Source organism: Dysgonomonas termitidis (assembly GCF_042654545.1).
Classification (GTDB): Bacteria; Bacteroidota; Bacteroidia; order Bacteroidales; family Dysgonomonadaceae; genus Dysgonomonas; species Dysgonomonas termitidis.
In genome coordinates this window covers 40,525-55,643 of the sequence record NZ_JBHSGN010000118.1, presented here as the reverse complement: position 1 = coordinate 55,643, position 15,119 = coordinate 40,525, and the positions used below count along the sequence as shown (strand labels likewise).

Here is a 15,119-nt window from a genome sequence, read left to right as displayed (position 1 = left end):
ATTGTAATAAAACATGAAAAAGATATATAAGAACATGAAGAACAGATTATCGGCAATAGGGCTGATAACCGCAATGTGCAGTTCGTTATTTTTAGGAAGTTGTTCCGATGATTTCCTGAAACCAGATCCACTGTCATTCTACGAACCGGAGATTACATTTACTACCGAATCGGGTATGCAGGCCGTAATGGCTCAGGCTGATCGCCATCTCCGTTCCTATTGGACGAGTTTTGAAAACAGAAACATATCCGTACCCATCGGTACAGAGTATTTGTTTTCGGAACTGTCAGTGGCAAGTAAAACGGACGATGCGGCATTATTTGCGGACGTAGCTACACGGATGACACCTACAAGCGGGGCTGGATACGATGCGGGTGACTGGAGAAGCTATTTTTGGGACGAAGGTTATAACGGGGTAAAATATGCTAATACTATTACTACCTTCATTGATAACGTGTCAGGTTTGGATGAAGCAACCAAAAATGCTTATCTGGGCAGGGCATATTTTCACCGTTCATTTCGCTATCTTGCTATGGTTTTCCAATTTGGGGATATCCCTTTGATAACAAAAATCATCAAAGTACCGAAACAAAACTATCGATCTGCCAAAAAAGAGGCAATCCTGGAAATGATAACCAAAGATATGGAATTTGCCGTAGAATGGGTGCCGGACCAAAAAGATATGAAATATTCAGGAATGGTAAATAAAGGGGCTTGTCGTATGTTGCTTGTCAAATGTTATCTGGCTACAGGCCAGTTTCAGAAGGCAAAAGACCAGGCGGATATCCTGATCAACAGCTCCGGTTATTCATTGATGCAGGATAATTTCGGTTCTTTTGTGAATAGTTATTCACCTCAGACATGGAAAGTGACCCGTAATGTGATATGGGATCTGCACCGTCCTGAAAATAAGCTTACTGCTGCAAATAAAGAAGTGATAATGGGAATGGTGAACCGGGGCGCGACTGCAGGGTCAATGATCGAGTTCCTTACAATGCGTATTTTCGGGCCCAGTTATACGAGTGGATCAGACCTGAAGACACCTGACGGAAAGCAAGCAGTACAGAATTATGCCCGTAATAATACAAATTACCGGGCGAATTATGATTACATCAGGTCTATCGGACGTGGTATTGCTACATGGCGTCTGACCTGGTTTGCTACCAATGCAATGTGGAAAGTAAATGGGATGGACGATAAGGGCGATTTGCGTCACAACAGTACGGTCGGTAACTGGGGTAGAATGGATTCTATTAAGTATAACGACCCGTCATCTGCATGGTTTGGCAAGAATATTATGTTCAAACATCCGGATACAGGCACTCTATTGTGTACAGACTCCCTTCGTGTTTGGTTCGACTGGCCTCAGTACAAAATTTATTTGAATGATGTACTGGCGGAAGCTAATCAGGGTGCCAACCAGTTTAATGGAGCTACTAACGGAGGTATTGCCGACTGGTATCTTTACCGCCTGGCCGAAGCGTACCTTCTCCGTGCCGAAGCTAAGTTTTATCTGGGTGACCCGGCAGGGGCAGCTTCAGATGTAAACGAAGTGAGGAAGAGGGCCAAATGTACGGAATTATACACTACAGTGACTATCGGCGATATTATGGACGAACGCGCGCGTGAACTATATCTGGAAGAATGGCGTAATGTGGAGATGAAACGAGTTTCGTATTGCCTTGCCCTGAGCGGCAAGCCTGATGAATGGGGTAATACATATGATGTAAACACATTATATAAAGAGTCCGGTACCGATCTGAATGGGGGTAGTTACTGGTATAAGAGGGTAACACGCTATGGTATGTACAATCAGGGACCGAGAAGTGTCCGCCCTAATACATTCAATTACCAGATGGACAAATGTAACTTCTTATGGCCTATTCCGAATGCAGCGATTACAGCTAACAATAAAGGAGAGCTTAGCCAGAACTACGGTTATGATGGCTATGATGCTGCAACGCCTAAATGGGATTCTTGGCAGGATGCTGTCGCCGATGAAGATAAGATAAATTAAGATTTATTGTAAATAAATAGATTGCCAGGATAGGAGTTCTGAGGAAGGATTTCCTATCTTGGTGTTTTAAGACTATAATGATGGAAAATATACATAAAAGTATTTATGGTTTTTTATTGACAGGCTTACTGATGTTATGGGGCCTTCCCGGATTTTCGCAGCAAAAGATGGAGCAGATTATTCGTCCCGGCCGGCTTTGGCCCGATGATAAGGGTGTTCATATCAACGCGCATGGAGGAGGTACCCTCTATCACAATGGGAAGTACTATTGGTTTGGGGAACATAAAGGAGGAAAGTCCAACTCTGCATTTGTCGGAGTCACATGCTACTCATCCGATGACTTGTATAACTGGAAGAATGAAGGAGTCGCTCTGCCTGTTTCGGAGGACCCGAATAGTCCTGTCGTAAGAGGTTGCATAATAGAACGCCCCAAAGTGATATATAATGAGAATACTAAAAAGTTTGTGATGTATTTTCACCTCGAACTCAAGGGTAAAGGCTATGCGGCAGCCAATGTCGGGATCGCTGTAAGTGATAATGTAACGGGTCCCTACCTGTTTATTAAGAATAGCAGGGTGAATGCCGGTAAATGGCCTTTGAATATGACCGCAGAGCAGCAAACTTCAACAATAAAACCTACCGACTTTAAAGACTGGTGGACACCCCAATGGCATAAAGCTGTGGATGACGGGTTATTCGTCCGCCGCGATTTTACCGGAGGGCAGATGTCCCGAGATATGACTTTGTATGTAGATGATGATGGTAAGGCCTATCATATTTATGCATCGGAAGAAAACCTCACACTTCAGATAGCCGAACTGACAGACGATTATTTAGATTATACGGGAAAATATATCCGAATAGAACCGGGTGGCCATAACGAGGCTCCTGCTGTGTTTAAGAAAGATGGACGCTACTTTATGATAACATCAGGATGTACAGGCTGGGCACCCAATGCTGCACGCTTACTCACTGCCGGTAATATCCGGGGGCCCTGGACGTTGCATCCGAATCCGTGTGTCGGAAAGGATGCGCAACTCACTTTCCATTCCCAGAGTACATACATATTACCCGTAGCGGGGAAGAAAGACGCCTTTATTTTTATGGGAGACAGATGGACTCCTAAGGACCCTGCCGACGGACGATATATATGGCTTCCGATACTCTTCGAAAACGGTATGCCTGTATTGAAATGGATGGACGAATGGAGCCTGGATATCTTCAGTCATATAAACGCAGATAATGGCATTCCCAAAGATATACAAGGCTGGAATCTTGTCTGGAACGACGAGTTTGACAAAGATGGTAAACCTGATTCCAATGTATGGAGCTATGAAAATGGCTTTGTAAGGAATCAGGAGCTGCAATGGTATCAGCCGGACAACGCGGTATGCAAGAACGGGGTACTCAATATACAGGGCAGGAAGGAACAGGTAAAGAACCCTGCTTATGAACCGGGAAGCACCGATTGGAGGAGGAACCGTGAATATGCGGGCTATACTTCATCTTCCATAAAAACGGTAGGGAAGAAAGAATTCCGGTACGGACGTTTCGAAATCAGAGCGAAGATACCCACAGCAACAGGTTCCTGGCCTGCCATCTGGACACTGGGGACTTCTATGGAATGGCCGTCGAACGGGGAAATAGACCTGATGGAATATTATCTGGTGGGAGGAAAGCCTCACATATTGGCCAATACAGCATGGGGTACGGATAAAAGATACGATGCCAGATGGGACTCGGAAATAATCCCGTTTACCAATTTCACGGATAAAGATCCGTTTTGGGCCGATAAGTTCCATGTATGGCGTATGGACTGGGACGAAAATGCCATCCGTCTGTATATAGACAATGCGATGGTAAATGAAACTTTACTTGAGAATACTTACAATGGCTCGATAGGTAAAAATACAAATCCGTTCAGGCAGCCTCATTATATTTTACTAAATTTGGCTATAGGAGGAAATGGCGGCACACCGGATGATGATGCTTTTCCTTTGACCTATGAAATCGACTATGTACGTGTTTATCAAAAAGCCGAATAGAGTCCGGACTGAAAATTATAAACATGAAAATAAAGAAGTATATATTATTAAGCATTATACTCCTCTCTGTATCCGCTTATACTCAGAAGTTAATACCCGTAGCGCCGGGCTGGTCAAACAATTCCGTGAATGTGACCGTGTTTCGCAAAAATTCACTGGTTACCCATAACAATGTCCAGTTTATAGCCTATTATGATCCCGACGGCTTCCTTACATTAGGTAAACGCAATATAGGGGAAGATAGCTGGACTATAAATAAAACCAGCTATAAAGGCAACGTTTCCGATGCTCATAATTCTATCAGCATTATGACTGACGGCGATGGCTATCTGCATGTATCATGGGATCATCACGGGCACCCGTTGCGTTATGCAAAAGGGATAGCGCCTTATTCCCTCGAGTTGGGAGATAAACAGCCTATGACCGGAAGCCTTGAAACGAATGTCACCTATCCCGAATTCCTGAAAATGCCCGGTGGAGATTTGATATTTATGTACCGGGACGGACAATCGGGTAGGGGCAACCTCGTAATCAACAGATATGACCTGAAATCAAAATCATGGATTCAAATACAGAGAAACTTTATTGATGGTGAAAACCGGCGCAATGCCTATTGGCAATCCTGCATCGATGACAGAGGAACGATCCATCTGTCGTGGGTATGGCGTGAAACTGCGGATGTAGCTACCAATCACGATTTGTGTTATGCGAGGTCTTCCGATGGCGGTATGTCGTGGGAAAACTCGAAAGGTGAAAAGTATAGTTTGCCCATTACCGCGGCAAAATCGGAAATAGCTTGTTCCATTCCCCAAAATAGCGAGCTGATCAATCAGACGTCAATGGTTACCGATGCTGAAGGTAATCCCTATATAGCGACTTACTGGAGGGAACAGGATACGGATATTCCACAATACCATATCGTTTACTATACGGGTAAGAAATGGAATGACCTGAATCTGGGTTTCCGCAAAACACCCTTCTCCCTGAAAGGAACGGGGACAAAACGTATCCCCGTATCCCGTCCGCAGGTAGTTGCTAAGATAAAAGGCAAATCGACCGAATTATGCCTCCTGTTCCGGGATGAGGAGAGAGGAGAAAAGGCTTCGGTTGCCATCTGTAAAGATGTAAAGAAAAATAAATGGGAAATCGAAGATCTGACCGATTTTTCCCTCGGCTCATGGGAGCCGTCCTTCGACACCGAATTGTGGCGCGACAAAGGCCTCTTGCATGTATTCATTCAGAAGGTAGAGCAGGTAGACGGAGAAGGTAAAGCTGATGTAGAACCTCAGATGGTAAATGTACTGGAGGTCGAATAAACCGGTATAAATAAACAATACCAATCAGATTTTGAACCTTTCCGGGCTTGTCCTCGCTTTTGAAGATGTCTCATCCTCCTATCAGCAATTTTTATATGAATATGCGACATCACAAATAAAACGCCTATCTTTGTACCCTAATACAGTAGGCCGGTTTGCCGCTGGCTGCCGTAAGGCGGAAAGAGGAAAGTCCGGGCAACACAGAGCATCGTACTTCTTAATGGGAAGCTGCTTGTGAGGGCAGAGTTGAAGGTAACAGAGAATAACCGCCCCTTTGGGGTAAGGGTGAAAAGGCGGAGTAAGAGCCCACCGCCCGTGCAGCAATGTATCGGGGCCGTACCACTTGCGAGTTGTAAGACCATGTATACCGGCGCATGTAGGGCTGCTCGCCCGATGCCGGGGGGTAGGTCGCTAGAGCCTGCCGGTGACGGCCGGCGTAGATAAATGGCAGACACCTTGCTTACGCGAGGAACAGAACCCGGCTTACAGGCCTGCTGTATTTTTTTACTTTTCAATTCGGAAGACTATAGATTTCGTTTTTGATAAGCCATATTCCCGATATCCCTTACATTGTCATATCAGCGCTCACTTTTATTATATTCCTTCGGCCGAAGGGATTCTTTGTATATAGGATTCCAATATGTAAATATCCGGCCTTGCATACTATCCTTATAATATTCTGTTCTCAGGTTGAATACCGTTACCATATATCTCAAGAGTTCAACCTGTTTAGTAGTACCGGAAGTAAATGAATTTCTATTTTCCAATATATTAAACATAAACTTTTTGTCACTGAAGGAAAAGTATAGTACGGTATTAGACCGCCCGTCTGCGATATTTGCTCCCCGCACATATTCCAGATTGACAGGACTCCCCGAATACTTAAGTTTACCGTTAAAAAAAATATTTATTTCATTAGCCGGAGTAAAGGATATCTTAACGCGCCTTACAAAGATGAGGACAAAGCATATGGCTAATGCCCATGTACCAAAGATAAAGTAATGGATATGCTCGATTCCGAGACAGAAAAAGACAGGAATATATAATATCCAGATGGGAGCAGCCATAAGAAGAATCTGCTTTATCGGATATGGGATTGCCCAAAACTTAAATTCTTTCACGGGGTTGTGATGATATTAGTTTTAATTTATCTATATAAGAAAGCCATTGCAAGTTAATTAATAATTTACAATGAATAAATAACAATATATAAATTTTAATAATCCATCACAAAAACAAAATTACAGGATGAAATACACGAACAAATTAGCCGTGCACATAGTAGAGATGATAGAACAGGATCTGTGCAGTATATCCGAAATATGCAAATCGTTAAAAATCAGCCGCAAGACATTCTATGAATGGAAAAAGGCAAAACCGGAGTTCAGCGAAGCGCTAGAAGAAGCCATCGACCATCGCGAAGAGGTGATGATAGCCTCAGCACGCATAGGTTTGAAGCAACTGGGAAGGCTATGTGCAGAAGAAAGAAAAGATCACCTATGTCACCGACAAGAAGAATCCTGTGGAAGACTATGAAAAATGTCGTGTGGTGGAAAAGAAATTCTGTCCGCCGAGCATCCGCGCTATAAAGTACGTGCTCGACCGCGAGGAGCGGAAGAAAGACAAAGACCGGTTACTGGCATCGGAACGCTGTCCGCTGGTCATAGAAGTGCAGGACGAAGAAACCAGGCGTCAGTTGATGATATTAAAAGAGAACGGCTTCCGTTCGGGCGGTTCGCTCAATCCGGAGATATTAGCGACCGTGGACAAGGAACTGAAGGAGGAGGAAAAAGTGAAAAATGAAGAACCGGAAGCGAAAAGTGAAGGGCTAGAAGTGAAAAGTGAAGAACGAAAAGTGAAAAATGAGCAAGGGCAAGCTATGGAACAGCTACCTGTCGCTCAACCATCTGCCACTCCGGTAGAAAAGCCCAAGCCGAATCCCCATCCGTTTCTGCCGCCGGGATATACATCGAGAACGGATTGAGGAAGGAGGAAAGTAGTAAGTAATAAGTGAAAAGTGAAGAACGAAAAATTATACGAGATACAAGTTGTTGACTGATGACTGTTAACTGATGACTGTAAATAGTGTTACTTTTGTCACCTTTTTTAATAGTTACAAGTTACTTCGCCCTGCGGGCAGTTACGAGTTACAAGTTAGTTCACTGTTTACTGCTAACTGTTTACTGTTAACTGATATTTCTGTTACCTTTGTTACCTTTTCACAACAATATATGGCATTCATGTGTTCCCTATTAAAAGAACAAACTATCTTTGTCAATATTCTGGATATTATATGATTGAAAAAATAACGAATTTTGTAAAAAGGGTTATCCGTTTCCTTTCCTACGACATCTGGCGAATCAACAAGAAAGACAGGTCGTCGCGGAAAATAGGATTTTATAATATAATCAAATCCTTTATTCTTGCTATCCGTAATATCGACGGGGCACAGCTTTTCACGCGCGCATCGGCTCTTACTTACAGCACCCTATTGTCCATAGTGCCATTGCTCGCCGTATTATTCGCCATAGCCCGCGGGTTCGGGTTTCAGAATATAGTGAAGAGCCAGTTGTTCAGTTACTTTGCAGGGCAGGAAGAATTATTAAATAAGGCTACCGCTTTTATCGATAAGTCTATCGAATACGCTCAGGGTGGTGTATTTCTGGGTATTGGTGTAATATTGTTGCTATATACGGTTATCAACTTGTTGTCTAACATCGAGGACAACTTCAACAAGATGTGGCAGGTAAAAACAGGACGGTCATACTTCCGTATGTTTACCGACTACCTTGCCCTGATAATCATCACACCTGTATTCCTGATCTGTAATGCCGGTATTACGATTTTACTGAATTCCACGGCCGAACAGCAATATCTGCTGGGACTGGTAATAAGCCCGATGATGAAGGTGATCCCATTCCTGATTACAATCCTGTTATTTACAATATTATATATCTATATACCGAATACGAAAGTGAAGTTTACCAGCGCTCTGTTCGGGGGGATTTTCACTGGTATTGCCTTTCAGGTATTTCAGATGTTGTATATCAACGGGCAGATATGGATATCGAAGTATAATGCCATTTACGGTAGTTTTGCGGCCTTGCCGTTATTATTGCTGTGGTTGCAGCTTACATGGTTCTTCGTCTTGTTCGGGGTACAGCTATCCTTTGCCTATCAGAACGTGAATAAATTCAGTTTCGAACACGAAACATCCAGCATAAGCCGCAGATATAAAGATTTTGTCCTGCTACTGATAATGACACTCATCGTTAAACGTTTCGAAAAAGGCCATACGCCTTACACCGCGGACGAATTGTCGGAATATTACAAAATACCGACCAAGCTGACCAACGATAGCCTCTTCTATCTGCAGGAAATAGGCCTTATTGTAGAAACCCCGTCGGCAGACACTCTTGTCCCCGCTTATATTCCGGCTATGGATATCAATCATATAACAGTGTGTTACCTCTTCGAAAAAATAGATCTGCATGGCTCGGAAGACTTCGTTATCGACACCGACATATTATTCCGCAGCGAATGGGAGACTATCCTCTCGATGCGGGAAGCAGAAAGCAATAGTTGCAGTGATAAATTGTTGAAAGATTTGTAAATAATGTATCAGAACACCGCAACTAAATGAAATCAGGCATACATAATCTAACGGAAGGGAAAATATTTTCTACCCTGATACGTCTTGCGCTTCCATTGATGGGCACAAGCTTCCTGCAAATGGCGTATACACTCATGGCTATGTCGTGGGTGGGACGGCTGGGGACTGTATCGCATCCCGAAATCGCGACTAAGTCGGAAGCAGCGATAGGTGCCATCGGCATGCTCCTGTGGCTGACTGCATCGGTCGCTTATCTGGCCATGATAGGTTCGGAAGTGGCTGTCGGCCAATCCATAGGTGCGAAGAAAATGAAACGTGCCGCAATCTATGCTTCCCATTCCACCACTACCTCGATAATGCTGGGTGTGATATGGATTGCCATTCTCTTTATATTTGCCAATCAGATACTATCGTTCTTCAAGCTGGAAGCCGACATTACGGAAGATGCCGTACTTTATCTCCGCATACTCACTGTCAGCCTGCCGTTTCAGTTCCTGTCCTACAACTTTACGGGTATATACAACGGAGCCGGACGCAGTATCGTACCTTTCCGCAATAATGCCGCGGGGCTTGTACTGAATATGATCCTCGACCCTATACTGATGTTTGTGATGGGATTGGGATTGCATGGGGCTGCTATAGGAACGGTTGCCGCGCAGTTGTTCGTATTCTCACTGTTCTTCTACCAGATAAAATTCGGAAGCCGCATACTGGGTAACTTCCCATTCTTTATCAAGCCTAAAGCGATCTATCTGAAACGTATATTCTTCCTCGGGACTCCCGTATCCGTAATGAATTCGCTTTATGCTATCATCAATATGAATCTGGCGAGGGTAGCATCCATTCATGGCGGGCATCTGGGACTGATGACGCAGACCACAGGTGGGCAGATAGAAGCCGTGACATGGAACACATCGCAGGGATTTTCTACCGCCCTCAGCGCATTTGTAGCTCAGAACTATGCTGCCAATAAGCTGGAAAGAGGAAAGAAAGCCTATTACTATACGATACGGGTAATGCTTACGCTGGGTATTGTTGTCAGTATCTGCTTTATCCTGTTCGGGGCGCAGATATTCGGTATCATCGTACCCGAAGAGAATGCGATGCAGGCGGGGGCTCAATACCTGTTCGTTATGGGACTGGTTCAGATATTTATGATGTTCGAACTTACCACGCAGGGCATGTTCAACGGAATCGGACGCACCATAGAACCCGCCATTATCAGTATAGTATTCAATGCGCTGCGCATCCCGCTCGCTTACTATCTGGCGGCACAAATGGGTATAACAGGTGTCTGGTGGGCAATTGCCATTTCCACCATTTGTAAAGGAATTATATTACCTACGTGGTTTGCTGTTGTGTACCGTAAGATAAAGAAAAAGAAACCGAAGATAGGATAAGGGAATTTCAGGATTTCAAGATTGAAAACTTCGCACTTAATTTTTGAGATATTGAAACTTGAAATCTGCATTTTTCCCGGATAAGATTATCTATATATTTGTTGAGGGTTATGTTTCAACAGGCGTTCTTTGGCAATTATTTCATATTCTGTATCAGGGCGTCCGTAATTACAAAAAGGATAGATGCTGATTCCTCCGCGCGGGGTAAATATACCTACTACTTCAATATATTTCGGGTTCATCAGATTTACAAGGTCTTTCATTATGATGTTTACGCAATCCTCGTGAAAAGCTCCGTGATTGCGAAAGCTAAACATATATAGCTTCAGGCTTTTGCTTTCCACCATTTTTACATCAGGAATATAATTGATGTGGATAGTTGCGAAATCGGGTTGTCCGGTAATCGGGCATAAACTTGTAAATTCGGGACAATTGAATGTTACCCAGTAATCATTATCCTGGTGTTTGTTTTCGAATGCTTCCAGTACTTCGGGAGCATAATCATCTTTGTATTCTGTTTTAGCGCCAAGATGGCTCAATCCTTCTATTTCCATTGTTTATTAGTTACGGGTTACGAGTTACAAGTTAGGAATTTTTACTTTTCAATTTTCAATTGACTGGTAACTTGTAACTAAATATTTTTTAAATAATTTTCCAAACCTTGTTTACGCAGCTTACAGGCGGGACAATGTCCGCAACCATCAGCTATAATGCCATTGTAACAGGTCAGGGTCTGAGTGCGCACGATGTCGAAAACACCCAGTTGGTCAGCTAACTGCCATACGGCGGTCTTATCGCGCCACATCAACGGTGTATGAATCTGGAAATGCTCGTCCATCGCCAGATTGATCGAGGCATTCGCCGATAGTATAAACGTATCCCTGCAATCGGGATAACCGCTGTAATCGGCTTCGGATACACCTGTCACAATGTGACGGATACCATGCGAGCGGGCTATGACAGCCGCGAAAGTCAGAAACAACAGATTCCGTCCGGGAACAAATGTATTCGGGTACGAGTCGGCCGGCTTTTCCTGATCCATTACAATATCGCTTGTCAAAGAGTTTACAGACAACCGGCTGATAATGGAGGCATCCAACAACTGGAAGGGTACACCTGCATGTCCGGCAATTGCCTGCGCCACCTCTACCTCTTTAGAGTGGCGTTGACCGTAAGTGAAGCATAGAGTGCGAACGGAAGAAAAGTTTTCAATAGCCCAGTAAAGGCATGTTGTAGAGTCCTGTCCACCTGAGAACAAGACCAATGCTGGTTCTTTTTTGTTCATTAATTCTTTGTTTTTTACGTGGTTATTCCTAAGCTACACGGACAGGCGAAAGCCTTTCGATTGCAAAAGTAGTAATTTTTAATAAGAATTAATTCAAGATAATAAAGAAAGAACGATCCGTTTGTTGCAAACGTTTACTTCCCGGCGGGTATTGAATCTTATTAGTACACGGTATAAGAACAAAACGATGGCGATCTGAAACAAACGGATGATTATGAAAAAAGAGTTACAGTCGGTAAATGTAACTCTTATAATATAATAGATGCTATGCAAGGCTAATTGTTCAGATCCCGATCATAACTCCGATGGTATACGTCTTTAAATCGGGGCCTTTATCTTTGCTGAACATAGAGAACGGGGCATAATAAGCATAAACGCCTACATCGTTTATTCCCACCTGAAGCCTGAACCTCATATCTATAGGGCGGATATTCAGGTCCTGTCCCATACTTACTTTATGTGTACCTTTATCATCTTTGAATTTCACCTGCGATTTGGAGTAGTATTTAAGGAAGCCCACTACACCCCCCGATATATGAAAATTAGAAGTCTGGTATTCGAGTAAAAGGGGGATGGTAACATAATAAGCGATCAATTGAGTGGCTTTATAATTAACACCTTCCGGTGCAGGCTCAAAAACAGTGATTCTGTCCCTTTTTGTGAGTGCGGAATTATCATCGAAATGATAGCGTGACCATTCGCTCCCGATACCGCTTACCAGAAGCCAATTGGAGTTTTTTATCTGTTTATGGAAATCAACTAAATTTACGGTAAAGTTATGCGATGTACTCATTTTCAGCCTGCCGTTGGGGATATCGTCATAATTCATAAAACCCATCCCTATACCGGTCCAGTGCGGACTAAGCCGTTTTTTCTTTTTCCACGAAAAGATAAAATTGTAAGACGACCCGTCGTACATCACAGAGCTTTCGGGTTCAACGACTGTCGGTATTATCTTTTCCGTTTCGGTACGGGTTGTGGTCACCAGTCCGGTAACGGTATCTGTAACGGTTTCGGTTACCACCGTTCTGATGATTGTATCTTGCGGTTGATTTATATCGTCGGCAAATACAGATATTGTAAATAAGGAAAATGCAAGTATAATTATAAGTTGTTTCATAATATGAGTAATTGAATGTATTTAATGATATATTTTTAATGCATAATTGGTTTTGGTTCTTATACTTACCAAAGTGATAAAAAGGTCTGCGACCTTATTGGGTTTTATTGTAATTTGATACGTTTGTTATTGACATAAATAAAGAGGTCTTTCAGCTTTTTAAGTTCGGTATCCAGATGCCCTGACGGGAAATTACCTTTCAGATAAACAAGGGTGATCTTCCTGCCTTTATTCTTATACAGGATAAATCCATTATTATTCGTTTTATCCTTTCCCAGATAATAAGAACCGGATTCTATTACGCCGTCTTTCTTCACTTCTGAAATAGTTAGTTTTCCCCGGATATCGTCTTTCAGTGCTTCTGCTATATCCATCCTGTTCTGGGTGGTCTCGTCCAGAATAAGACTTTTGTAGGAAGTGATGTTGCTTCCCTGTGAAAGTACATCGGACGACAATTGCAGCAATACTGAACCTTCACGTTTACCATATTTGTCGAATATGTCTTTGATTTTCAGACCGTCCTGAGCCGAAGCCGTGATTGTGGCTGTCAGCAGCATGAGGGTTAATATAAATATTCCATGTTTCATAATCAGTTGTTTTATTCTGTGAAAGAATCCAGTATTCCTATCTGCGAATCGATGACATCGGCATCCACCTCCGATACATTCTCTATCGATATCAGCGCTTCTGAATTGATTGTTTGCATATTCGTTATTTTCTTACCGTCGATATACAGCATCGATTTGGCTGCTTCGTTTTCCATACCGGTATGGACGGATTTTATAGTAAGAAGTATCAGTATGCTTGCGGCTATGCTTACCCATGCATATACAGGTATTTTCTTTTTCTTTCTTTCAATACCGGCTTCTTTCCGTTCCTCTGAAAAGAAATTGAACATGGGGGCATACATTTTGTGCCGCTCTTCAATCTCCGGTTGCCGGAAATATTGCCGAAGTATCTTTTCTTCTCCGAGAGATGTTTCTCCGTCGAAGTATTTTTCTAATATTTTATCAATATCATTCATCATATTGCATGTCATTTATTGATACTTAAAAATTTATCCCGGACCGTCTTCCGTGCTCTGGAGAGGTTGACTCTTACTGTGGCGGCCCCGGCTCCCATAATTTCCGCTATTTCGTCCAGTTCATAACCTTCCACATCGCGCATCAGCATTATTCTTCGCTGGGTTTCGGGCAACGTGTCTATAATTTTTCGTATGACAGTCACACTATCGTTTTGCTCGGTATATGTATAGGGAGTCACAGCGGTAGTGCTCACAGCCACATTGTCGATGGCGATATCGTGGCTTTCGCTCCTCAGTCTGTCGATACATATATTCTTCAATGTCTGCATTGCAAATCCTCCGATGTTGGGATGTGTATTGAGCTGACTACGCACATTCCATAGCCTCAGGAATGTTTCCTGAACGGCATCTTCCGCGTCAATATCATTCCTCAGTATACCTTTTGCAAAAATCTGCAGTTTTTCACGTAAGGGTATCACTGTCGATTTAAATCTCTCTAATTCCATTTTAAGGTCGCAGACCTATTCGTTATTTATATAGATAACGTAAGTCTCAAAAAATTGTAACATCGGATATAATCTTTTTTTATAAAAATAGTAAAGTCTTATGTAGATTGCGGTATCGGTGTGTTTATTTTTTACAGATAGCGGGCGAAAGATGTATATAACGATAAAAGGAATGAAATGGAGGTAGCTGTAGATAAAAGGATGGAAAAAACAAAGCTCGATTGTTAGCTGTAAAGTAGCTCGTCATACAGGTCTTTTAATCGCTCGCGCAGATGCAACACTGCATAGCGTTTACGGGAGATAAGCGTATTGACTCCTATACCGGTCGCTTCGGATATTTCTTTGAAAGAATAGCCTTCCAACTCTGTCAGTTCGAATACTTCGCGCTGCTCTTCCGGTAGTTCGGTCAGTGCCGCCTCCAGTTCTACCCAAACCAGAGAGCGTAAATATTCCGTCTCGGGAGATGAATCTTCGTCGAGTAATAACCCTGTAACTTCGGCAAGGAAAAGTTCCTCACCGTTGTCGGAGACAACGGTCTTCATCTCCTCTTCCCTGTGTTTACGGCTACGGTCTATTATCTGGTTATTGGCAACCGAATAGAGCCATGCCGAAACCTGTTCGATAGGCTTTTCTATCAGGTCTATCTTTGAAAGCTGGTAGAAGACATTCTGCAAGATATCTTCCCCGTCTTCTTTAGAGAATACCCGTTTGGAGATATAATTCCTGAGTTGTGTCCGGTATTTTTTGAAAATACCCGAAGCATCCTGCTCTTGCGGCAAATCTGTTGTCATAT

At 43.0% G+C, this 15,119-nt stretch carries 13 protein-coding genes, 1 other RNA gene and 1 pseudogene; 7 read left to right on the top strand and 8 right to left on the bottom strand.

Going from position 1 to position 15,119, the window contains the following annotated elements:
- The first annotated feature begins 13 nt into the window (after positions 1-13).
- The 4 genes from ACFO6W_RS19610 to rnpB all read left to right on the top strand — a co-directional run bounded on the left by ACFO6W_RS19610 (position 14) and on the right by rnpB (position 5,880).
- On the top strand, positions 14-2,017 hold the full coding sequence (locus ACFO6W_RS19610) for a RagB/SusD family nutrient uptake outer membrane protein (protein ID WP_379999574.1): 2,004 nt from the start codon (positions 14-16) through the stop codon (positions 2,015-2,017).
- Between the two features lie 80 nt (positions 2,018-2,097).
- Positions 2,098-4,062, top strand: a complete 1,965-nt coding sequence (locus tag ACFO6W_RS19605) for a family 43 glycosylhydrolase (protein ID WP_379999572.1) — start codon at positions 2,098-2,100, stop codon at positions 4,060-4,062.
- Between the two features lie 23 nt (positions 4,063-4,085).
- Positions 4,086-5,378: an alpha-l-rhamnosidase gene (locus tag ACFO6W_RS19600; protein WP_379999570.1), complete on the top strand. Its 1,293-nt coding sequence runs from the start codon at positions 4,086-4,088 to the stop codon at positions 5,376-5,378.
- A gap of 142 nt (positions 5,379-5,520) precedes the next feature.
- An RNA gene (gene rnpB, locus ACFO6W_RS19595) (RNase P RNA component class A) lies at positions 5,521-5,880 on the top strand.
- A gap of 76 nt (positions 5,881-5,956) precedes the next feature.
- On the opposite strand, the gene ACFO6W_RS19590 is transcribed toward rnpB, so the two are convergent.
- Positions 5,957-6,499 carry a hypothetical protein gene (locus ACFO6W_RS19590; protein WP_291113172.1) on the bottom strand — a complete coding sequence of 181 codons (543 nt, stop codon included), beginning with the start codon at positions 6,497-6,499 and terminating at the stop codon, positions 5,957-5,959.
- 127 nt (positions 6,500-6,626) lie between these two features.
- On the opposite strand from ACFO6W_RS19590, the pseudogene ACFO6W_RS19585 reads away from it, so the two are divergent.
- The 3 genes and pseudogenes from ACFO6W_RS19585 (at position 6,627) to ACFO6W_RS19575 (ending at position 10,391) form a co-directional block, all read left to right on the top strand.
- A pseudogene (locus ACFO6W_RS19585) lies at positions 6,627-7,362 on the top strand (hypothetical protein).
- A gap of 309 nt (positions 7,363-7,671) precedes the next feature.
- The gene (locus ACFO6W_RS19580; RefSeq protein ID WP_379999568.1) at positions 7,672-8,991 is read left to right on the top strand and encodes a YihY/virulence factor BrkB family protein; all 1,320 of its coding nucleotides are present in this window, start codon (positions 7,672-7,674) and stop codon (positions 8,989-8,991) included.
- 26 nt (positions 8,992-9,017) lie between these two features.
- The gene (locus ACFO6W_RS19575; protein WP_379999566.1) at positions 9,018-10,391 is read left to right on the top strand and encodes an MATE family efflux transporter; all 1,374 of its coding nucleotides are present in this window, start codon (positions 9,018-9,020) and stop codon (positions 10,389-10,391) included.
- An 86-nt stretch (positions 10,392-10,477) separates the two neighbouring features.
- On the opposite strand, the gene queF is transcribed toward ACFO6W_RS19575, so the two are convergent.
- The 7 genes from queF to ACFO6W_RS19540 all read right to left on the bottom strand — a co-directional run bounded on the left by queF (position 10,478) and on the right by ACFO6W_RS19540 (position 15,117).
- Complete coding sequence (gene queF, locus ACFO6W_RS19570) at positions 10,478-10,945, bottom strand: preQ(1) synthase (protein WP_379999564.1); 468 nt, start codon at positions 10,943-10,945, stop codon at positions 10,478-10,480.
- A 77-nt stretch (positions 10,946-11,022) separates the two neighbouring features.
- The gene (queC, locus tag ACFO6W_RS19565; RefSeq protein WP_379999562.1) at positions 11,023-11,676 is read right to left on the bottom strand and encodes a 7-cyano-7-deazaguanine synthase QueC; all 654 of its coding nucleotides are present in this window, start codon (positions 11,674-11,676) and stop codon (positions 11,023-11,025) included.
- A 283-nt stretch (positions 11,677-11,959) separates the two neighbouring features.
- On the bottom strand, positions 11,960-12,796 hold the full coding sequence (locus ACFO6W_RS19560) for a hypothetical protein (protein ID WP_379999560.1): 837 nt from the start codon (positions 12,794-12,796) through the stop codon (positions 11,960-11,962).
- A gap of 104 nt (positions 12,797-12,900) precedes the next feature.
- A complete protein-coding gene (locus tag ACFO6W_RS19555) occupies positions 12,901-13,383 on the bottom strand; it encodes a DUF6108 family protein (protein ID WP_379999558.1) in 483 nt (160 codons plus the stop codon).
- Between the two features lie 11 nt (positions 13,384-13,394).
- A complete protein-coding gene (locus tag ACFO6W_RS19550; RefSeq protein WP_291113181.1) occupies positions 13,395-13,823 on the bottom strand; it encodes a hypothetical protein in 429 nt (142 codons plus the stop codon).
- Between the two features lie 8 nt (positions 13,824-13,831).
- Entirely contained in the window at positions 13,832-14,326 is a 495-nt protein-coding gene (locus ACFO6W_RS19545) for an RNA polymerase sigma factor (protein ID WP_379999555.1), read from the bottom strand.
- Between the two features lie 224 nt (positions 14,327-14,550).
- Positions 14,551-15,117, bottom strand: a complete 567-nt coding sequence (locus tag ACFO6W_RS19540) for an RNA polymerase sigma factor (protein ID WP_379999553.1) — start codon at positions 15,115-15,117, stop codon at positions 14,551-14,553.
- Between the last annotated feature and the right edge of the window lie 2 nt (positions 15,118-15,119).

What these genes read in the sequence shown, in the direction of transcription:
- ACFO6W_RS19610 (WP_379999574.1), top strand. Translation starts at nt 14, where the DNA reads ATGAAAAAGATATATAAGAACATGAAGAACAGATTATCGGCAATAGGG.
- ACFO6W_RS19605 (WP_379999572.1), top strand. Translation starts at nt 2,098, where the DNA reads ATGGAAAATATACATAAAAGTATTTATGGTTTTTTATTGACAGGCTTA.
- ACFO6W_RS19600 (WP_379999570.1), top strand. Translation starts at nt 4,086, where the DNA reads ATGAAAATAAAGAAGTATATATTATTAAGCATTATACTCCTCTCTGTA.
- ACFO6W_RS19580 (WP_379999568.1), top strand. Translation starts at nt 7,672, where the DNA reads ATGATTGAAAAAATAACGAATTTTGTAAAAAGGGTTATCCGTTTCCTT.
- ACFO6W_RS19575 (WP_379999566.1), top strand. Translation starts at nt 9,018, where the DNA reads ATGAAATCAGGCATACATAATCTAACGGAAGGGAAAATATTTTCTACC.
- queF (WP_379999564.1), bottom strand. Translation starts at nt 10,945, where the DNA reads ATGGAAATAGAAGGATTGAGCCATCTTGGCGCTAAAACAGAATACAAA.
- queC (WP_379999562.1), bottom strand. Translation starts at nt 11,676, where the DNA reads ATGAACAAAAAAGAACCAGCATTGGTCTTGTTCTCAGGTGGACAGGAC.
- ACFO6W_RS19560 (WP_379999560.1), bottom strand. Translation starts at nt 12,796, where the DNA reads ATGAAACAACTTATAATTATACTTGCATTTTCCTTATTTACAATATCT.
- ACFO6W_RS19555 (WP_379999558.1), bottom strand. Translation starts at nt 13,383, where the DNA reads ATGAAACATGGAATATTTATATTAACCCTCATGCTGCTGACAGCCACA.
- ACFO6W_RS19550 (WP_291113181.1), bottom strand. Translation starts at nt 13,823, where the DNA reads ATGATGAATGATATTGATAAAATATTAGAAAAATACTTCGACGGAGAA.
- ACFO6W_RS19545 (WP_379999555.1), bottom strand. Translation starts at nt 14,326, where the DNA reads ATGGAATTAGAGAGATTTAAATCGACAGTGATACCCTTACGTGAAAAA.
- ACFO6W_RS19540 (WP_379999553.1), bottom strand. Translation starts at nt 15,117, where the DNA reads ATGACAACAGATTTGCCGCAAGAGCAGGATGCTTCGGGTATTTTCAAA.